This window comes from Kitasatospora sp. NPDC041988 (assembly GCF_055588525.1).
Genome location: NZ_JBVJCO010000023.1, coordinates 92985 through 114973, shown reverse-complemented (window position 1 = coordinate 114973; position 21989 = coordinate 92985). Strand labels below are relative to the sequence as shown.

Here is a 21989-nt window from a genome sequence, read left to right as displayed (position 1 = left end):
CCCTCCCGACCCCTCCCAGAAGGCTGAGACAGCGATGGCGCACGACGAAAAGCTCCGCGAGTACCTCAGGCGGGCGACGGCAGACCTCCAGGAGACCCGCCGCCGGCTGCGGGAGGCGGAGGACGCCCGGCACGAACCGATAGCGATCATCGGCATGAGCGGCCGCTACCCCGGCGGGGTGACCTCCCCCGAGGACCTCTGGCAACTGGTGTCCGACGGCGCCGACGTGGTGTCGGACTTCCCCACCGACCGCGGCTGGAACACCGACGCGGTGTACGACCCCGAGCCGGGCAAGCCCGGCCGGACGTACGTCCGCCGCGGCGGCTTCCTGCACGACGCGGCCGAGTTCGATGCCGGCTTCTTCGGGCTCAGCCCGCGCGAGGCGCCGGAGGCCGACCCGCAGCAGCGGCTGCTGCTGGAGGTGTCCTGGGAGGCGCTCGAACGGGCCGGGATCGACCCGCTGTCGCTGCGCGGCAGCCGGACGGGCGTCTTCGCCGGCCTGATGCACCACGACTACCCGCGCAGCACCACGGCGGGCAGCATCGTCTCCGGCATCGTCTCCTACACCTTCGGGCTGGAGGGGCCCGCCGTCACCACGGACACCGCCTGCTCGTCCTCGCTGGTGGCGCTGCACCTGGCCTGCCAGTCGCTGCGGGCCGGGGACTCCGCCCTCGCCCTCGCCGGCGGCGTCTGCGTGATGGCGACCCCTCAGCTGTTCGTCGAGTTCAGCCGGCAGCGGGCGCTGTCCCCGGACGGCCGCTGCCGGTCCTTCGCCGCCGACGCCGACGGCGCCGGCTGGTCGGAGGGCGCCGGGATGCTCGTCCTGGAGCGGCTGTCGGACGCGCGCCGCAACGGCCACCCCGTCCTGGCGGTGGTGCGCGGCTCGGCGGTGAACCAGGACGGTGCCAGCAACGGCCTGATGGCCCCGAACGGGCCCGCGCAGCAGCGGGTGATCCGGGCCGCGCTGAAGAACGCCGGGCTGGTCGCCGCCGACGTGGACGCGGTGGAGGCGCACGGCACGGGCACCAGGCTCGGCGACCCGATCGAGGCGCAGGCACTGCTGGCGACGTACGGGCAGGACCGGCCGGAGGACAAGCCGCTCTGGCTCGGCTCGATCAAGTCCAACATGGGGCACCCGCAGGCCGCGGCAGGGGTGGCGGGCGTGATGAAGATGGTCCTCGCGCTCCAGCACGAGACGCTGCCGCGGACCATCCACGCCGGGGAGCCGACCCCGCACGTCGACTGGTCCGCCGGCCGGGTGCAGCTGCTGAACGACGAGGTGCCGTGGCCCAGGGGCGAGCGGCCCAGGCGGTTCGGCATCTCCTCGTTCGGGATCAGCGGCACCAACGCGCACGCCGTCATCGAGGAGGCGCTCCCCGACCCCGAGGAGGCCGACGAGCAGCCGCCCGCGCCCGCCCCCGTCCCGTACCTGGCCTGGCCGCTCTCCGCCCGCGGCGAGGACGCGCTGCGGGCCCAGGCCGCACGGCTCCACGCCGACCTGCTCGACCGGGCCGGCCTGGACGCCGGAGACGTCGCGTACTCCCTCGCCACCACCCGCTCGCTGTTCGAGAACCGGGCCGTGGCCGCGGGCGCGGACCGCGGCGAACTCCTCGCGGCGCTCGACCGGATCGCCACCGGCGAGGACGCGGGCGGCGCGGTGCGCGGCGGCGGCCGGACGGCCTTCCTCTTCACCGGCCAGGGCGCCCAGCGCCCCGGCATGGGCCAGGAGGCGTACGCGGCCTACCCCGCCTACGCCCGGGCCTTCGACGCGGTCTGCGCGGAGCTGGACACCCGGCTGCCCAGGCCGCTGCGCGAGGTGGTGTTCGCCCCCGAGGGCTCGGCCGAGGCCGCCCTGCTCGACCGCACGGTCTTCACCCAGGCGGCGCTCTTCGCGACCGAGGTCGCCCTCTACCGGCTGGCCGAGTCCTTCGGCGTCCGCCCCGACGTCCTCATCGGTCACTCCGTGGGCGAGATCGCCGCGGCCCACGTCGCCGGGGTGCTCTCGCTGGCCGACGCGGCAGCCCTGGTCGCCGCCCGCGGCCGGCTGATGGAGGCCCTGCCCGAGGGCGGCGCGATGACCGCCGTCCAGGCCACCGAGCAGGACGTGCTGCCGCTGCTGGAGGGCCGGGCGGCGCAGCTCGGCATCGCCGCGGTCAACGGGCCGACGTCCGTCGTCCTCTCCGGCGACGATGACGCCGTCGCCGAGGTCGCCGGGCTGCTGGCCGGCCGCGGCGCCCGCACCCGGCAGCTGCGGGTCAGCCACGCCTTCCACTCGCCGCGGATGGACGCCATGCTGGCCGACTTCGCCGAGGTGCTCGCCGGGCTGACCTTCCGGGAGGCCGCCGTCCCGGTCGTCTCCAACGTGACCGGCGCGCTCGCCGAGGGCGAGGACCTGCGCACCCCCGAGTACTGGGTGCGCCACGTCCGCGGCACCGTCCGCTTCCACGACGGGCTGCGCGCGCTGGCCGCCCTGGGCGTCTCCACCTGCCTGGAGATCGGCCCCGGCGCCACCCTCACCGCGATGGCCGGCGAGACCCTCGACGAGGACGTCCTCGCCGTCCCGCTGCTGCGCACCGGCACCCCCGAGCCGCGCGCCCTGACGGCCGCGCTCACCGCCCTGCACCTGCGCGGCGTCGACGTGAACTGGGCCGCGCCACTCGCCGGCACCGGGCGGCGCCGGGTCGGCCTGCCCACCTACCCGTTCCAGCGCCGGCGCTACTGGGCCGAGCCCGAGGACGGCGCCGACGGCGCCCGCCCGGGCCGGGGAGCCGGGGACGGCGCCTTCTGGTCCGCCGTCGAGCAGCGCGATCTCGACCACCTCGCCACCGTCCTCGACGCGGACGGCGACAGCCGCTCCTCCCTGGAGACGGTGCTCCCGCTGCTCGCCGACTGGCGCACCCGCAGCGTCGAGCACGCCACCGTCGAGGGCTGGCGCTACCGGATCGGCTGGCTGCCCCACACCGGCGGCACCGGCGGCACGCTCACCGGCAGCTGGCTGCTGGCCCTGCCCGCCGAGGGCGTGGACGAGGCGTGGGCCGAGGCCGTCGAACGGACCCTCGCCGACCGCGGCGCACAGGTCCTGACGCTGCGTGTCACCGGGGCCGGCGCCGACCGGCCGGCGCTGACCGCCCGGATCACCGAGACCCTCGCCGGGGCCGCGCCGCTGAACGGCGTGGTGTCGCTGCTCGGCCAGGACGGGGAACCCGACGCCGGGGCCCCCGCCGCCCCGCGCGGCCTCACCACCACCGTGGCGCTCGTCCAGGCCCTCACCGACCTGGACACGGCGGCGCCGGTGTGGAGCGTGACGCGCGGCGCCGTCGCCGCGGGCCGCTCCGAGGCCCTGCCCAACCCCGGCCAGGCCCTGGTCTGGGGCCTCGGCCGGGTGGTCGCCCTGGAGAACCCCGGCCTCTGGGGCGGTCTGGTCGACCTCCCCGCCACCGGCACCCCCGACGCCGCGCTGCTGGCCCGCCTCGCCGACGTGCTCGCCGACCCGGCGGGCGAGGACCAGCTCGCCGTCCGGGCGGCCGGCACGTTCGTCCGCCGCCTGGAGCGGGCGACCGCCGACACCAGCCCGCCGCGGGTCGCCTGGCGGCCCACCGGCACGGTGCTCGTGACCGGCGGCACCGGCGCCGTCGGCGCGCACGTCGCCCGCTGGCTGGCCCGGGCCGGCGCCGAGCACCTGCTGCTCACCAGCCGGCGCGGCATCGAGGCCCCCGGCGCCGCCGAACTCGCGCAGGAGCTCACCGGCCTCGGCACCCGCGTCACCGTCGCCGCCTGCGACGCCGCCGACCGCGACTCCCTCGCCGTGCTGCTGAAGGAACTGCCCGCCGACGCCCCGCTCACCGCCGTGATGCACGCGGCCGGGGTGCTCGACGACGGGACGGTGGGCTCGCTCACCCCGGAGCGGATCGCCGGGGTGCTCCGCCCCAAGATCGAGGCCGCCCGCAACCTGCACGAGCTCACGCGGGACCTCGAACTGACCGCCTTCGTCTCCTTCTCCTCGATCGCCGGCCTGCTCGGCGGCGCCGGCCAGGCCTCGTACGCGGCGGCCAACGCCTACCTCGACGCGCTGGCCGAGCACCGCAGGGCGTTGGGCCTGCCGGCGGCCTCGGTCGCCTGGGGCCCGTGGGGCGGCGGAGGCATGGCCACCCAGCAGGAGATCCAGGAACGTGCCTGGTGGCGCGGCCTGACCGAGCTGGACCCGGAACTCGCCGTGAACGCCCTGCACGAGGTGCTGGAGCGCGGCGAGGCCGTCATCGGCGTGGTCGACGCCGACTGGGCCGAGCTGGCACCCGCCTTCACGGCCGGCCGGCCCAGCCCGCTGATCGGCGCACTGCCCGAGGCGAAGGCCGCGACGGGCGGTCCGGCCGGCGGCCCGGCGGCGGGCGGCCCGGCCGACGCCTCCGCGCTGGCCCGGGAGCTGGCCGCGCTTACCGGTGGCGAGCAGCGCAGCACCATCCTCGGGCTCGTCCGCGGCCAGGTGGCCACGGTGCTCGGCCACGACGGCCCCGACGCCGTCCAGCCGGGCCGTGCCTTCAAGGACATGGGATTCGACTCGCTGACCGCCGTCGAGTTCCGCAACCGCATGAACGCGGCCACCGGGCTGAAGCTCCCGGCGACCCTGCTCTTCGACTACGCCAACCCCACCACCCTGGCCGAGCACCTGCACGGCGAACTGGCGCCGGCGGGCGTCGGCGGTGCCGGCGTGGCCGCCGAACTCGACCGGCTGGAGGCCGTGGTGGCCTCCCTCGCCCCGGAGGAGATCGAGCGGACGCAGGTCGTCTCGCGCCTCCAGGCCCTGGTGGCCCGCGTGAACGAGGCCCAGGGCACCCGGGCCGGCACGGTCGCCGACCAGCTGGAAGACGCCTCGGCCGACGAACTCTTCGACTTCATCGACAAAGAACTCGGGATCGCGTGACCAGGTTCCTGGACTCTTTATCAACAGAATTGGTGAGGCCCTGATGGGGAACGAAAAGAAGCTGCTCGACTACCTCAAGCGGACGACCGCCGACCTCGCACAGACGAAGGAGCGGCTGCGCGACATCGAGGCGGAGCCGATCGCGATCGTGGGGATGGCCTGCCGCTTCCCGGGTGACACGCGTTCCCCGGAAGACCTCTGGGACCTGGTCCTCGGCGAGACGGACGCCATCGGCGGATTCCCCCAGGACCGCGGCTGGGACGTCGGCGGCATGTACGACGCGGACGCCGAACAGGCGGCCAGCGGCTACACCCGCAGCGGCGGGTTCCTGCACGGTGCCGCCCGGTTCGACGCCGAGTTCTTCGGCATCAGCCCGCGGGAGGCCATCGCGATGGACCCGCAGCAGCGCCTGCTGCTGGAGGCGTCCTGGGAGGCGTTCGAGCGGGCCGGGATCTCCCCCGACTCCCTCAAGGGCGGCCCCGTCGGCGTCTATGTCGGGACCAATGGCCAGTCCTACTTCGGCATGAAGCTGCCCGAGGAGTCGGCGGCCTACATGACCACCGGCACCAACGGCGCCGTGCTCTCCGGCCGGGTCTCCTACGCGTTCGGCTTCGAGGGCCCCGCGGTGTCGGTGGACACCGCCTGCTCGTCCTCGCTGGTCGCGCTGCACCTGGCCGTGCAGGCGCTGCGCCGGGGCGAGTGCACGATCGCCCTGGCCGGCGGTGTCACGGTGATGGCGACGCCCGACCCGTTCATCGCCTTCGGCAAGGCGCGCGGGCTGGCGGCCGACGGCCGCTGCAAGGCGTTCGCCGACGCCGCCGACGGCACCGGCTGGAGCGAGGGTGCCGGCGTCCTCCTGGTGGAGCGGCTCTCGGTCGCCCGCCGCAACGGTCACCCCGTCCTCGCGGTCGTGCGGGGCTCCGCGGTCAACCAGGACGGTGCGAGCAACGGCATCACCGCGCCGAACGGTCCGTCGCAGCAGCGGGTGATCAGGGCGGCGCTGGCCAACGCGGGCCTGTCGACGGCCGATGTGGACGTGGTGGAGGCGCACGGGACGGGCACCACGCTGGGTGACCCGATCGAGGCGCAGGCCCTGCTGGCCACCTACGGCCAGGGCCGGACGGCCGAACACCCGCTCCGGCTGGGCTCGATCAAGTCGAACCTGGGCCACACCCAGGCCGCCGCCGGTGTCGCCGGAATCATCAAGATGGTCCAGGCGCTGCGCCACGAGGTGCTGCCCAGGACCCTGCACGTCGACACCCCGTCCACCCACGTGGACTGGGAGGCCGGCCACGTGGAGCTGCTGCTGACCCGCACCCCCTGGGAGCGCGGCGAGCGGCCGCGGCGGGCGGGCATCTCGTCCTTCGGCCTGAGCGGCACCAATGCGCACGTGATCATCGAGGAGGCACCGGCGGCCGAGCAGGTCGAGGGGGCCGTCGAGGAGTCGGGTGCGGGCTGGCCGTCGGGTGTGCCGGTGCCGTGGGTCGTGTCGGGCCGGACGGAGGCCGCGTTGCGTGACCAGGCCGGGCGGCTGCGGGAGTTCGTGGCCGGTGGTTCGGTGTCGGCGCTCGATGTCGGGTTCTCGCTGGCGTCCTCGCGGGCGGTGTTCGACCGTCGGGCGGTGGTGCTGGGTTCGGACCTGGCGGAGCTGACGGGTGCGCTGGAGGGTGTGCGGGCGGGGCGCCGGTTGGAGGGCAAGACGGCGTTCCTGTTCACCGGTCAGGGCGCGCAGCGGGTCGGGATGGGCGGCGAACTGGCGTCGGTGTTCCCGGTATTCGCGGCCGCGCTGGACGAGGTGTGTGGGCTGCTGGACGGTGAGTTGGGTGTTGCGCTGCGCGAGGTCATAGCCGGAAAGTCCGGTTCGCTGGACGACACGGTCCACACGCAGTCGGCGCTGTTCGCGGTCGAGGTCGCCCTGTACCGGCTGGTGGAGTCGCTGGGGGTGCGGGCGGACTTCGTGGCCGGGCACTCCGTCGGTGAGATCGCGGCCGCGCATGTCAGTGGTGTGTTGTCGCTGGCGGACGCGTGCAAGCTGGTGGCCGCCCGTGGCCGGTTGATGCAGGCGCTGCCGGCCGGTGGCGTGATGGTGGCCGTCCGGGCCGCCGAGGCGGATGTGCTGCCGCTGCTCAAGGGCCGGGAGGCCGAGGTCGGGGTGGCGGCGGTCAACGGGCCGACGTCCGTGGTGATTTCGGGTGCCAAGGCGCCGGTCGGCGAGGTGGTCGCGCAACTGAAGGAACGGGGCATCGCCTCGGTCCGGCTGACCGTCTCGCATGCCTTCCACTCGCCGCTGATGGAGCCGATGCTGGAGGAGTTCCGGGCGGTCGTCCGGGGCCTCTCCTTCGCCGAGCCCCAGCTCGCCGTGGTGTCGAACGTGACGGGTCGCATCGCGGCCGGCGACGAGCTGCGTGACCCCGAGTACTGGGTGCGCCACGTCCGCCAGGCCGTCCGCTTCGCCGACGGCATCCGGGCGTTGGAGGACGCCGGCGTCACCCGCTACCTGGAGCTGGGCCCCGACGGCGTGCTGACCGGCATGGCCCAGGCCTGCCTGGCCAGCCCCGACGACGCCCTCCTCGTGCCGGCGCTGCGCAAGGGCCGCGACGAGGCCCCCGCCCTGCTGGCCGCCCTGGCGGGCGTGTTCGAGGCCGGCGCGGACGTCGACTGGGCAGCGGTCTTCCGGGGCACCGGCGCACACCGCGTCGACCTGCCGACCTACGCCTTCCAGCACGAGCACTACTGGCTCAGCCCCGCGAACGACACGGGCGACGTGTCGGCGTTCGGGCTCGTCGCGACCGAACACCCGCTGCTCGGCGCGGCCGTCGACCTGCCCGACTCCGGCGGCACCGTGCTGAGCGGCCGGCTCTCCCTCGACACCCACGCCTGGCTGGCCGACCACGTGGTGTCCGGCTCCGTCGTGGTGCCGGGGACGGCGCTGATCGAGATGGTGCTCCGCGCCGGTCGGGAGGCCGGCTGCGACCGGGTGGAGGAGCTGGTCCTCGAAGCGCCGCTGGTGCTCGCGGAGCGCGGCGCCGTCCAGGTGCTCGTCCTGCTCGCCGCAGCGGGCGACGGCGGCACCCGGAGCGTGCGGATCCACTCGCGCGACGCCGATGCCGACACCGAGACGGCCTGGACCGGTCACGCCGCCGGCGTCCTCGCCCCGAGCCGGGGCGCCGCCTCCTTCGACTTCGCGGCCTGGCCGCCCAAGGGCGCCGAGCCGGTCGCCATCGACTCCGTCTACGACGACTTCGTGGCCGGCGGCCTGGCGTACGGGCCGCTGTTCCGGGGGCTGACCGCCGCCTGGAGCCGGGACGGCGAGGTGTTCGCCGAGGTCGTCCTCCCGGACGCCGCGCACGCCGACGCCGAGCTGTTCGCCCTCCACCCGGCCGCCTTCGACGCGGCCCTGCACGCGGTGAGCGTCTCCGACGCGGTGTCGGAGGGCGGCCTGCCGTTCGCCTGGTCCGACGTCGAGGTCCACGCGACCGGCGCGACGCACCTGCGGGTCCGCGTCCGGCGGGTGCCGGGCCGGGACGCGGCGGCCCTGGACCTCGCGGACGCCACCGGCAGCCCCGTCGCCTCGGTGGGTGCGCTGGCCGTCCGGCCGGTCTCGGCCGCGCAGATCAAGGCCGCGGCCGCCGCTCACCACGACTCCCTGTTCCGGGTCTCCTGGACGCCCGTCCCCGGCGGCACCGCGCAGGGCACCTGGGCGGTGCTCGGGGCGGAGGCCGCGGGCTGGGCCGGCCGGCTGGGCGTCGCCCCGGTGCCGGCCGGTGAACCGGCCGACCACGTGCTGCTCCCGGCAGGCTGGACCGTCACGTCCGACGACGACCCGGTGAGCGCCGTGCACGCCGAGACGGAGCGGGTGCTCACCGCCGTCCAGAGCCGGCTCGCGCAGAGTGGTCCCGAGGGCTCGCGGCTGGTCGTGGTGGTCCCCGGGGCCGCCGCGTCGAGCGGCGTCTCCGCGCTGGTCGGGGCCGCCGTCAGCGGCATGGTCCGCTCGGCCCAGGCGGAGAACCCGGGCCGGATCGTCCTCGTCGAGCTCGACGACGACGCGGCGTCGGCCCGTGCCCTGCCGGCCGCGGTGGCCACCGGGGAGGACCGCCTGGCGATCCTCGGCGGCGAGATCCGCACCGCCCGGCTCGCCCGCGTCGCCGTCCCCGCGGTCGGCACGGACGGGGCCGCCGAGGCGGCGGAGCAGGGCTGGGACGCGGCGGGCACCGTGCTGCTCACGGGGGCGACCGGCGGGCTCGGCGCCCTCCTCGCCCGTCACCTGGTCACCGAACACGGCGTCCGGCACCTGCTGCTGGTCAGCCGCCGAGGCGCCGCGGCCCCCGGTGCGGAGGAGCTGAGCGCGGCCCTCACCGAGGCCGGTGCCGAAAGCGTCACCGTCGAGTCCTGCGACGTGTCCGACCGGGACGCCCTGGCGGCGCTGATCGCCGCCGTCCCGGCCGACCGGCCGCTGCGCGCGGTCGTGCACGCGGCAGGCTTCCTGGACGACGGCACCATCGCGTCGCTGACCCCCGAGCGGGTGCACGCCGTGCTCCGCCCCAAGGTCGACGCCGCCTGGCACCTGCACGAGCTGACCGCCGGACTCGGTCTGACGGCGTTCGTTCTCTTCTCCTCGGCGGCAGGCGTCCTCGGCGTCCCCGGCCAGGGCAACTACGCGGCGGCCAACGCCTTCCTGGACGCCCTCGCCCAGCGACGCCACGCGGCCGGGCTGCCGGCGACCTCCCTCGCCTGGGGCCCCTGGGCCGAAGGCGGCGGCATGGTCGGCACGCTCAGCGAGGCCGACCGCGCCCGCATGGCGCGCGGCGGCATCGTGCCGCTCGGCGCGGAGGAGGGCCTCGCGCTCTTCGACGCCGCCCGCGCGGCCGGCGAGCCCGCGCTCGCCCCGATCCGGATCGACACGGCGGCCCTGCGCGCCCAGGGCGAGGAACTCGACGCGCTGTTCCGCGGCATCGTCCCGGTGGCCCGGCGCACGGCCGCGCGCGCGGTGCCGGCGGGCGGGGCCGACTCGCTGGCCGGCCGGCTCGCCGGGCTCGACCGGGAGGAGCGCGAGCGGCTGCTGCTCCAGGTCGTCCGCGCCCAGGTCGCCGGCGTGCTCGGCCACAGCTCGCCGGACGCGATCGAACCCGACCGCGCCTTCAGCGAGCTGGGCTTCGACTCGCTCTCCGCGGTCGAGCTGCGCAACGGCCTCAACACCGCCACCGGTCTGCGGCTGCCGGCGACCCTGGTCTTCGACTACCCGTCGTCCTCGGCGCTCGCGGGCCACCTCTACGAGTCGCTGGTCGGCGCCGCCGACGAGGCTTCGGACCAGGGCCGGTCCGCCGTCGCGACGGTTGCCCCGTCCGACGACCCGATCGTCATCGTCGGCATGTCCGCCCGCTACCCCGGCGGTGTCACCACGCCCGACGAGCTCTGGGAGCTGGTCGTGGAGGGCCGGGAGGCGGTGTCCGAGTTCCCCGAGGACCGGGGCTGGGACACCGGCCGCCTGTACGACCCGACGCGGGAACGCGCCGACACCACCTACGTCAACCAGGGCGGGTTCCTGCACGACGCGGCGGAGTTCGACGCGGCCTTCTTCCGGGTCAGCCCGAACGAGGCGCTGGCCCTCGACCCGCAGCAGCGGCTGCTGCTGGAGGCGTCCTGGGAGGCGATGGAGCGGGCGGGCATCGACCCGGCCTCGCTCAGGGGCAGCCGGACGGGCGTCTTCACGGGCGTGATGTACCACGACTACCCGACCAGCCACGCGATGGGCAGTGCGATCTCGGGCCGGGTCTCCTACACCTTCGGCCTGGAGGGCCCGGCGGTGTCGGTGGACACGGCGTGCTCGTCCTCGCTGGTCGCGCTGCACTGGGCGATCCAGGCCCTCCAGCGGAACGAGTGCGAACTCGCCCTCGTCGGCGGCGTGGCGGTGATGGCCACCCCCGAGGTCTTCGTGGAGTTCAGCCGCCAGCGGGGCCTGGCCCCGGACGGCCGGATCAAGGCCTTCTCGGAGGCGGCCGACGGCACGGCCTGGGGCGAAGGCGCCGGCGTGCTCCTGGTGGAGCGCCTGTCGGACGCGCGTCGGCTCGGGCACGAGGTGCTGGCCGTGGTCCGTGGTTCGGCGATCAACCAGGACGGTGCGAGCAACGGCATCACCGCGCCGAACGGTCCGTCGCAGCAGCGGGTGATCCGGGCGGCGCTGGCCAACGCGGGCCTGTCGACGGCCGATGTGGACGTGGTGGAGGCGCACGGGACGGGCACCACCCTGGGTGACCCGATCGAGGCGCAGGCGCTGCTCGCCACCTACGGCCAGGGTCGCCCGGAGGGCCGGCCGCTCTGGCTGGGCTCGATCAAGTCGAACCTGGGTCACACCCAGGCCGCCGCCGGCGTGGCGGCGATCATCAAGATGGTGCAGGCGATGCGGCACGAGGTGCTGCCGAAGACCTTGCACGTCGACACCCCGTCCACCCACGTGGACTGGTCGGCCGGGGACGTCGAGCTGCTGGCCGAGTCCCGGGTCTGGGAGAAGGCGGACGGTGCGCCGCGTCGCGCGGGTGTGTCGTCGTTCGGAATCTCGGGGACCAATGCGCACGTGATCATCGAGGAGGCTCCGGCGGCCGAGCAGGTCGAGGGGGCCGAGTCGGCCGATGAGTCGGGTGCGGGTTGGCCGTCGGGTGTGCCGGTGCCGTGGGTCGTGTCGGGCCGGACGGAGGCCGCGTTGCGTGACCAGGCCGGGCGGCTGCGGGAGTTCGTGGCCGGTGGTTCGGTGTCGGCGCTCGATGTCGGGTTCTCGCTGGCGTCCTCGCGGGCGGTGTTCGACCGTCGGGCGGTGGTGCTGGGTTCGGACCTGGCGGAGCTGGCGGGTGCGCTGGCGGGTGTGCGGGCGGGGCGCCGGTTGGAGGGCAAGACGGCGTTCCTGTTTACCGGTCAGGGTGCGCAGCGGGTCGGGATGGGCGGCGAACTGGCGTCGGTGTTCCCGGTGTTCGCGGCCGCGTTGGACGAGGTGTGTGGGCTGCTGGACGGTGAGTTGGGTGTTGCGCTGCGCGAGGTCATAGCCGGAAAGTCCGGTTCGCTGGACGACACGGTCCACACGCAGTCGGCGCTGTTCGCGGTCGAGGTGGCGCTGTACCGGCTGGTGGAGTCGCTGGGGGTGCGGGCGGACTTCCTGGCCGGGCACTCCGTCGGTGAGATCGCGGCCGCGCACGTGGCGGGAGTCTTCTCCCTGGCGGATGCGTGCAAGCTGGTCGCCGCGCGTGGCCGGTTGATGCAGGCGCTGCCGGCCGGTGGCGTGATGGTCGCCGTCCGGGCCGCGGAGGCGGACGTGCTGCCGCTGCTCAAGGGCCGGGAGGCCGAGGTCGGGGTGGCGGCCGTCAACGGCCCCGCCTCGGTGGTGATTTCCGGTGCCGAGGGATCGGTGCGCAAGGTCGTGAAGAAGCTGGAGGAGCGGGGCATCGCCTCGGTCCGGCTGACCGTCTCGCACGCGTTCCACTCGCCGCTGATGGAGCCGATGCTGGAGGAGTTCCGGGCCGTCGTGGGCGGCCTGGAGTTCGCCGAGCCCAGGCTCGCCGTCGTCTCCAACGTGACCGGACAGCTCGCCAACGGCGACGACCTGCGTGACCCCGAGTACTGGGTGCGCCACGTCCGTCAGGCCGTCCGCTTCGCCGACGGCATCCGGGCGTTGGAGGACGCCGGTGTCACCCGCTACCTGGAGCTGGGCCCCGACGGCGTGCTGACCGGCATGGCCCAGGCCTGCCTGGCCAACCCCGACGACGCCCTCCTCGTGCCGGCGCTGCGCAAGGGCCGCGACGAGGTCCCGGTCCTGCTGGCCGCCCTGGCGGGCGTGTTCGAGGCGGGCGCGGACGTCGACTGGGCGGCCGTGTTCCAGGGCACCGGCGCCCGCCGCGTCGACCTGCCGACCTACGCCTTCCAGCGCGAGCACTACTGGCTCGACGCCGGCCCCGCGACCGCCGGGTTCGTCTCCCCGGAGCACCCGTTCCTGGTCTCCTCGGTCGAACTGGCCGGTGATGAGGGTGGGTTGTTCACCGGCCGGCTGTCCGCGCAGACCACGCCGTGGCTGGCCGACCACGCCTTCGGCGGGGTGACGCTCTTCCCCGGCACGGGCTTTGTCGACCTCGCCCTGCACGCCGGCGACCGCGTCGGCTGCGGGCGCGTCGCCGACCTGGTGCTGGAAGCGCCGCTGGTGCTGCCGGAGAAGGGCGCGGCGGACGTCCAGTTGTCGGTCGCCGGTTCGGACGCGGACGGCTCGCGTCGGTTCACCGTGCACGCACGCCAGGTGGGCGCGCCGCCGGAGGTGCCGTGGACGCGGCACGCGACGGGCGTCCTCGCGGCGGCGGCCGCCCGGCCGTCCTCCGACCCGGGGGTGTGGCCCCCGGCCGGTGCCGAGCCGATCGAACTGGCCGGTATGTACGAGACGTTCGCCGACGGCGGGCTGGTCTACGGCCCGGCGTTCCAGGGCCTCACCAGGGCCTGGCGGCACGGGGACGATGTCCTGGCCGAGGTGGCGCTGCCGCAGGAGCTGGTGGCAGGCGCGGGCGGGTTCGGCCTTCACCCGGCGGCACTCGACGCGGCCCTGCACGCCCTCGGGCTGGCGCGGGAGTCGGACCGTGCGGAGCTGCCGTTCGCCTGGTCCGACGTGGAGCTGTTCGCCACCGGGGCGACCCTGCTGCGGGTGCGGCTGCGTCCGACGGCAGGTCAGGGCGCGGTCGCCCTCGACGTCGCCGACGCTCAGGGCCTGCCGGTGGCGTCGGTCGGCTCGCTGGCCCTGCGGCCGGTGTCCGCCGGCGAGGTCGGTGTGGGGGCGGGGGCGTTCCACGACTCCCTCTACCGGGTCGCCTGGACCGCGGCCCCGGCCGGGTCCGCGCAGCGGACGGGTTCCTGGGCGCTGCTGGCCGCACGGCCGGAGGATCTGGCGGGCCGGCTGGACGCCGCCCCCGCGAAGGACCTGGACGGTGCGGGCGGCGCCGAGGTGGTGCTGCTGCCGGCCGGCGCGCTGGCCGACGGGGCGGACGGCCGGGCCGTGGCCTCGCCGGAGGCCGTGCGCGCCGAGACGCACCGGGTCCTGGAGGTGCTCCAGGGCTGGCTGGCGGACGAGCGTTTCGCCGCGGCGAAGCTCGTCGTGCTGACCGGCGGGGCGGTCGCCCCGGACTCCGGCGACGAGCCGGGGGCCGGGCAGGTCATCGACCCGTCGGGTGCGGCCGTCGGCGGCCTGGTGCGTTCCGCACAGGCGGAGAACCCGGGCCGGATCGTCCTGGTCGACCTGGACGGCGACGAGGCGTCGCTGCGGGCGCTGCCCGCCGTGCTGGCCTCCGGTGAGGAGCAGGCGGCCGTCCGGGCGGGCACCGTCCTTGTGCCGCGCCTGGTCCGGGTGGCGAAGGAGCCGGCCGGCGCGGAGCCGCGGTCCCCGTGGGACGGCGAGGGCACCGTGCTGATCACCGGGGCGACCGGCGGGCTCGGGCCCGTCTTCGCCCGGCACCTGGTCGCCGAGCACGGCGTCCGGCACCTGCTGCTGCTCAGCCGCAGGGGCGCGGACGCGCCGTCGGCGCCGGAGCTCCGGCGCGAGCTGGAGGAGCTGGGCGCCGAGTCGGTCCGCTTCGCGGCCGCCGACGTCGCCGACCGGGCCGCTCTGGCCGGCGCGCTCGACGGCCTGCCCGCCGAGCACCCGCTCACCGGGGTTGTGCACGCGGCCGGTGTGCTCGACGACGCGACCGTGGGGTCCCTCACCCCGGAGCGCCTGGACGCCGTCCTGCGCCCCAAGGCGGACGCGGCCTGGCACCTGCACGAGCTGACCCGGGACCGCGGCCTGAAGGCCTTCGTCCTCTTCTCGTCGGTCGGCGGGGTCCTCGGCGGCCCCGGCCAGGGCAACTACGCTGCCGCCAACGCCTTCCTGGACGCCCTCGCCCAGCACCGCGCGGCGGCCGGACTCCCCGCCACCTCGCTCGCCTGGGGCCTGTGGGGCACCGGCGGCATGGGCGGCGGACTCTCCGACGCCGACGTGCAGCGGGCCGCCCGCTCCGGCGTCGCGGCGCTGACGGGGGAGCAGGGCACGCGCCTGTTCGACGCGGCGCTCGGGACCGGCCTGCCGGCCCTCGTCCCGGTGGCCCTGGACCTCAGGACGCTGGGCCGCCTGGGCGCCGACCAGCTGCCGGCCCTCTTCCAGGGGCTGGTGCGCCCGGCCGTCGCCCGTCGCACGGCGGGAACGACCGCCTCCGGCGCCGACGCCCTGCGGGGCCGGCTCGCCGTGGCCTCCTCCGACGACGAGCGCGAGGCGGTCCTCGTCGAGCTGGTGCGCGGCCAGGCCGCGCTGGTGCTCGGCCACAAGGACACGGATGCCATCGAGGTCGAGCGGGCCTTCGGCGAGCTCGGTTTCGACTCGCTGACCTCGGTGGAGTTCCGCAACCGCATGGGGGAGGAGACCGGCCTGCGGCTGCCCGCCGGCCTGATCTTCGACTACCCGAGCATCCGGGTCCTCGCCCGGCACCTGCGGGAGCAGCTCGCCCCGCAGATCCCGGTGTCCGCGGCCGGCGGGCTGCCCGCCGACCCGGAGGCCCGGCTGCGGCTCGCCCTGCAGACGATCCCGCTGGCACGCCTGCGGGAGACCGGGCTCATGGACAGCCTCCTCGAACTGGCCGGGCTCGCAGAGCCCGCCGGGGACGCGGCGGACGACCAGGGCAGCGACGTCGAGGACATCGACGACATGGACGCCGAGAGCCTCATCTCGATGGCGCTCAACGACACGACGCGGGAGGCGTGAGGCCGTCATGGTCCAGAACGATTCGAAGCTGGTCGAGGCACTGCGGTCCTCACTGAAGGAGACCGAGCGGCTGCGGGAGCAGAACCGCAAGCTCGTGGCGGCCACCCGTGAGCCGATCGCGATCGTCGGCATGGCCTGCCGCTTCCCCGGCGGCGCCGCCGGCCCGGACGAGCTCTGGGAGTTCGTCCGGGACGGCCGGGACGGCATCAGCCGCTTCCCCGCCGACCGCGGCTGGGACCTCGAACGGCTCCACGACCCGCAGAGCGAGCGGGCCAACACCAGCTACAGCGACCGGGGCGGCTTCCTGCACGACGCGGGGGAGTTCGACGCCAAGTTCTTCGGCATAGGCCTGCGCGAGGTGGCGGGCCTGGACCCGCAGCAGCGGCTGATGCTGGAGACCTCCTGGGAGGCGATGGAGCACGCCCGGATCCGGCCGGCCTCCCTGCAGGGCACCCGGACGGGCGTCTTCACGGGCGTGATGTACCACGACTACCCGAACAGCTTCGGCAGCGGGAACATCGTCTCCGGTCGGGTCGCCTACACCTTCGGCCTGGAGGGCCCGGCGGTGTCGGTGGACACCGCCTGCTCGTCCTCGCTGGTGGCCCTGCACCTGGCGGTGCAGGCGCTGCGCCGCGGCGAGTGCGACCTCGCGCTGGCGGGCGGGGTCACCGTCATGGCGACTCCGGGCACCTTCGTGGAGTTCAGCCGTCAGCGCGGGCTGGCGCCCGACGGGCGCTGCAAGGCGTTCGCCGAGGCGGCGGACGGCACCGGCTTCGCCGAGGGTGTCGGCGTCGTCCTGGTGGAGCGGCTCTCGGACGCCCGGCGCAACGGGCACCGGATCCTGGCGGTGGTGCGCGGTTCGGCGGTCAACCAGGACGGTGCGAGCAACGGGCTGACGGCGCCGAACGGTCCGTCGCAGCAGCGGGTGATCCGGGCGGCCCTGGCCGACGCCGGTGTGGCGCCGGCCGATGTCGACGCGGTGGAGGCGCACGGGACGGGCACCACGCTGGGTGACCCGATCGAGGCCGATGCCCTGCTGGCCACGTACGGCCAGGGTCGGCCGGAGGGCCGGCCGTTGTGGCTGGGTTCGGTGAAGTCGAACCTGGGTCACACCCAGGCGGCCGCCGGTGTCGCCGGGGTCATCAAGATGGTGCAGGCGATGCGGCACGAGGTGCTGCCGAAGACGCTGCACGTCGATGCGCCGTCCTCGCACGTGGACTGGTCGGCCGGTGATGTCGAGGTGCTGGCGGAGTCCCGGGCCTGGGAGAAGAGGGACGGTGCGCCGCGTCGTGCGGGTGTGTCGTCGTTCGGGATCTCCGGGACCAACGCGCACGTGATCCTGGAGGAGGCCCCGGCGGTCGAGTCGGACGAGTCGGCCGAGCAGTCGGGTGCGGGCTGGCCGTCGGGTGTGCCGGTGCCGCTCGCGGTCTCCGGCCGTACCGACGAGGCGCTGCGGGCGCAGGCCGAGCGGCTGCACGCGTTCGTCGCCGCGGACGGCCCCTCCCGGTTGTCCGACGTGGGCTTCTCGCTGGCGTCCGCACGGACGGTTTTCGACCGGCGCGCGGTGGTGCTGGGTTCGACGCGTGAGGAGGTGCTGGCCGGGCTGGCCGCGGTGGCCGGCGGCTCCGTGGAGCCGCGGGTCGGCGGCCGGACGGCGTTCCTGTTCACGGGCCAGGGTGCGCAGCGCCTCGGCATGGGCGGCGAACTGTACGAGGCCTTCCCGGTGTTCGCGGCCGCGCTGGACGAGGTGTGTTCGCTGCTGGACGGTGAGTTGGGTGTTTCGCTGCGCGAGGTCATCGCGGGCGCCGGCTCGGGCTCGCTGGACGACACGGCCTACACGCAGTCGGCGCTGTTCGCGGTCGAGGTCGCCCTGTACCGGCTGGTGGAGTCGCTGGGTGTGCGGGCGGACTTCCTGGCCGGGCATTCCGTCGGTGAGATCGCGGCCGCGCATGTCAGTGGTGTGCTGTCGCTGGCGGATGCGTGCAAGCTGGTCGCCGCGCGTGGCCGGTTGATGCAGGCGCTGCCGGCCGGTGGCGTGATGGTGGCCGTCCGGGCCGCCGAGGCGGACGTGCTGCCGCTGTTGAAGGGACATGAGGCCGAGGTCGGGGTGGCGGCCGTCAACGGGCCGACGTCCGTGGTGATTTCGGGTACCGAGAAGGCGGTCCGCGAGATCGCGGACCAGCTGGCGGCGGCGGGTGCCGCCGTCCAGCAGCTGACCGTCTCGCACGCGTTCCACTCGCCGCTGATGGAGCCGATGCTGGCGGAGTTCCGCGCGGTCGTGGGCGGCCTGGAGTTCTCCGCGCCCAGGCTCGCCGTCGTCTCCAACGTGACCGGCAAGCTCGCCACCGGCGACGAGCTGCGTGACCCGGAGTACTGGGTGCGCCACGTCCGCCAGGCGGTCCGCTTCGCCGACGGCATCCGGGCGTTGGAGGACGCCGGTGTCACCCGCTACCTGGAGCTGGGCCCCGACGGCGTGCTGACCGGCATGGCCCACGGCTGCCTGGCCAAGCCCGACGCGGCGCTCCTCGTCCCCGTCCTGCGCAAGGGCCGCGACGAGGCCCCGGCCCTGCTCAGCGCCCTGGCCGGTGTGTTCGAGGCGGGCGCGGACGTCGACTGGGCGGCCGTGTTCCGGGGCACCGGCGCTCGCCGCGTCGACCTGCCGACCTACGCCTTCCAGCACGAGCGCCACTGGCTGGACGCCGCGGCCGACCTGAGCGACGCGGCCGCCTTCGGGCAGGTCGACGCCGGGCACCCGTTCCTGCGGGCCGGTGTCGAACTCCCGGACTCCGGCGGGTTCGTGCTGACCGGGCGGATCGGCCTGGACACCCACCGCTGGCTCGCCGACCACACGGTGGCGGGCACGGTCCTGCTGCCGGGGGCGGCCCTGGCCGACCTGGTGCTCAGGGCGGGTCGGCAGGTCGGCTGCGAGCGGATCCGCGAACTGACCCTGACCGCCCCGCTGGTGCTGCCCGAGAGCGGCGCCGTCGTGCTCCAGGTGGTGCTCTCCGGCCCGGACGAGGACGGCGAGCGCGAGGCCCGGGTGTACGCGCGGGCCGGTGACGCGGAGGACGGCACCGCGTGGACGCGGCACGCCACCGGCGTGGTGGGGGCGGGCCTCGGCGCGCCGGACGCCGACGCCGCCGCGTGGCCGCCGCCGGGCGCGCAGCCCGCCGACGTGGCGGAGCTGTACGCGAACCTGGAGGAGGGCGGCCTGGTCTACGGGCCGGTGTTCCGGGGTCTGACGGCCGCCTGGACGCTGGACGGCGAGGTGTTCGCCGAGGTCGCCCTCCCGGACGGCGCGCACGGCGACGCCGAGCTGTTCGCGCTGCACCCGGCCGCGTTCGACGCGGCCCTGCACGCGGTGGGTCTCTCCGCGGCCGTGGGCGACGGCGGTCTGCCGTTCGCCTGGTCCGACGTCGAGGTCTTCGCGACCGGCGCGACGACGCTGCGCGTCCGGGTGCGGGCGGCAGACCCGGAGTCGGGCGGCGAGCCGGGCGCCGTGACGATCGACCTGGCCGACGGCGAGGGCCGCCCGGTGGCCTCGGTCGGCTCCCTGGTCGTCCGTCAGGTGCCGGCCGGCGGGCTCCGGCCGGTCGGCGGGGTCGGCGACGCGCTGTTCCAGCTCGACTGGGTGGCCGTGACCGCGCCCAAGTCCGTTCCCGTTCCCACCGGTTGGGCCGTGCTGGGCGGCGGGTCGGCCTTCGGGTCCGGCATGCCGGTCCACCCCGGGTTCGACGGGCTGGCCGCGGCGCTGGACGCGGGTGACGCCGTGCCCGAGGTGGTCGTCCTGCGGCAGCCGCCGGCGGCCGGACCGGACCTGGTGGAGCGGGCCCACGAGACGGCCCGGTACACCCTGGACGCACTCCGGCGCTGGGTCGCCGAACCGCGCCTCGACGGCTCCCGCCTGCTGGTCCTCACCGAGGGCGCGGTGGCGGTCTCCGCCGAGGAGGCGGTGCCCGGGCTCGCCGAGACCCCGGTCTGGGGCCTGCTGCGCTCCGCGCACGAGGAGTACCCGGGCCGGTTCACCACGCTGGACGCCGACGGCGCCGACGTCGCGCCGCGACTGCTGGCCGCGGCGGTGGCCCTCGACGAGCCCGAGCTCGCGATCCGCGGGGGCCGGCTGCTGGCCCCCCGCCTGCGCCGGGCGGGGCAGGCGGGTGCGGACGCCGGGACGCCCGTGCTCGACCCCGACGGCACCGTGCTGGTCACCGGCGGCACCGGCGGGCTCGGCCGGGTGGTCGCCCGGCACCTGGTGGCGGCGCACGGCGTGCGGCACCTGCTGCTGGTCAGCCGCAGCGGCGAACAGGCGCCGGGGGTCGCGGAGTTGCGCGAGGAGCTGACCGGGGCGGGCGCCAGGAGCGTCACCGTCGCCGCCTGCGACGTCGCCGACCGTCCGGCCCTGGCCGGGCTGCTCGCCGCGGTGCCGGCCGAGCACCCGCTGACCGGCGTCGTGCACACGGCCGGCGTGCTGGACGACGGCACCGTCGCCGCCCTGACGCCCGAGCGCCTGGAGCGGGTGCTGCGTCCGAAGGTGGACGCCGCCGTGCACCTGGACGAGCTGACCCGGGACGCCGGCCTGGCCGCGTTCGTCCTGTTCTCCTCGCTCGCCGGCACCATGGGCAGCGCCGGGCAGGCCAACTACGCCGCGGCCAACGCCTTCCTGGACGCCCTGGCGCAGCGGCGCCGGGCCGCCGGCCTGGCCGCCGTCTCGCTCGGCTGGGGCCTGTGGACGGCGACCGACGGCATGGCCGAGTCGCTCGGCGAGACCGACCGGCAGCGCCTGGCGGCCTCCGGCATCCTGGCGCTCTCCGGTGACGAGGGCCTGGAGCTCTTCGACACCGCGCTGCGCGCCGACCGGGCCGCTCTCGTCCCGGTGCGGCTCGACACGGCGCCGATCAGGGCCCGGGCGGCCGTGGTCGAGGTGCCCGCGCTGCTGCGCGAGCTGGTGCGGGTGCCGGTGCGCCGGGCCCGGGAGGCGGGTGCGGCGGGCGGCCTGCCCGCCGGGTTCGCCGGGCTGGACGCCGCCGAGCAGGAGCGGATCCTGCTGGGCATCGTCCTGAGCCGGACGGCCGTGGTCCTCGGCTACGCCTCGGCGGACGAGGCGGAGCCCGAGCGGGACTTCCTGGAGGCCGGCGTGGACTCGCTGTCGGCGACGGAGATCCGCAACCTGGTGAACAAGGCGACCGGTGCGGACCTCACCACCAGCGCCCTGTTCGACCACCGCAACCCGGTGGCGCTCGCCGCCCATCTGCGCGAGCGGCTGGCCGACGCCGCAGCCCGGGGCGGCCGGCCCGGCCCGGCCGCCGAGGCGGCGGACCGACCCGGGGAGAGCCCGGAGTCCTTCCGCGGCCTGTTCCGGCAGGCGATCCTCGGCGAGAACCTGCCGGGCGGCATCCGGCTGCTGAAGGCGGCCGGGCACGTCCGGCCCTGGTTCCACTCGCTGGCGGACCTGCGCGAGAAGACGGCCGCCGAGGGCGGTCCGGAGGCGGCGGTGTTCCCCGAGCCGGTCCGGCTGGCGCGCGGGCCGCAGGGCCCGGCGCTGGTCTGCCTGCCGTCGCCGATGGCGATGGGCGGCGCCCAGCAGTACGCCCGGTTCGCGGCCGGCTTCCGCGACGTGCGGGACGTGATCGCCCTGCCCGTCATCGGGTTCCACCCCGCCGACCGGCTGCCGGCGACCGTCCCGGCGGCGGTGGAGGCCTTCGCCGCGCACATCCTGCAGGCGGCCGGCGGGCAGCCGTTCGTGATCGTCGGCTACTCGTCCGGCGGGCAGTTCGCGCACGCCGCCGCCGAGCACCTGGAGCGCGCGGGGACTCCCGCGGCCGGCGTGGTGCTGCTCGACTCCTACCTGCCGAACACCGGCGACGACGACAACCAGTCGCACGGGTTCTGGGGTCAGATGATGGTCGGCATGTTCGACCGGGAGGACGACTTCGGCGGGTTCAACGTGACCCGCCTCGGCGCCATGGGCCGCTATGTCGAACTGATCGGCAGTGTGCGGCCGGCCGAGATGGAGACCCCGGTGCTGTTCGTGCGGCCCACGGAGTCCTTCGTGGCCGTACCCAAGGCCGGTGAGGAGGAGTGGCGGGCGGTCTGGCCGACCGCGCACACCCTCACGGAGGTTCCGGGCACGCATTTCACCATCATCGAGACCTACGCGGCGGACGCGGCCGCGTCCGTCGAGGAGTGGGTCCAGGTGGCGTGCCGTCAGTTTGCGTCCGGCCGTTGAGGAACAGCCCGGCTCTGGGGTTCGTAGGGGCCGCTTAGGGGTCTGTCCGGGGAAGGCGGCTCGTATAGCGTGCGTCCACAGGATCAGCTCCCGCG

At 75.6% G+C, this 21989-nt stretch carries 3 protein-coding genes; all 3 read left to right on the top strand.

Annotated features, from left to right (window positions below; translation table 11 throughout):
- Positions 1-34: 34 nt before the first annotated feature.
- Genes ACZ6NC_RS23060 through ACZ6NC_RS23050 form a run of 3 tightly spaced genes read left to right on the top strand, consistent with a single transcriptional unit; the run spans position 35 to position 21894 of the window.
- Positions 35-4918, top strand: coding sequence for a type I polyketide synthase (locus tag ACZ6NC_RS23060; RefSeq protein ID WP_465735612.1), 4884 nt, complete (start codon positions 35-37; stop codon positions 4916-4918).
- A gap of 43 nt (positions 4919-4961) precedes the next feature.
- Complete coding sequence (locus ACZ6NC_RS23055) at positions 4962-15668, top strand: type I polyketide synthase (RefSeq protein WP_465735610.1); 10707 nt, start codon at positions 4962-4964, stop codon at positions 15666-15668.
- A gap of 7 nt (positions 15669-15675) precedes the next feature.
- The gene (locus ACZ6NC_RS23050) at positions 15676-21894 is read left to right on the top strand and encodes a type I polyketide synthase (protein WP_465735608.1); all 6219 of its coding nucleotides are present in this window, start codon (positions 15676-15678) and stop codon (positions 21892-21894) included.
- Positions 21895-21989: the final 95 nt, after the last annotated feature.

Excerpts from the sequence above, each read along its gene's own strand:
- ACZ6NC_RS23060 (WP_465735612.1), top strand. The coding sequence starts at position 35 with ATGGCGCACGACGAAAAGCTCCGCGAGTACCTCAGGCGGGCGACGGCA.
- ACZ6NC_RS23055 (WP_465735610.1), top strand. The coding sequence starts at position 4,962 with ATGGGGAACGAAAAGAAGCTGCTCGACTACCTCAAGCGGACGACCGCC.
- ACZ6NC_RS23050 (WP_465735608.1), top strand. The coding sequence starts at position 15,676 with ATGGTCCAGAACGATTCGAAGCTGGTCGAGGCACTGCGGTCCTCACTG.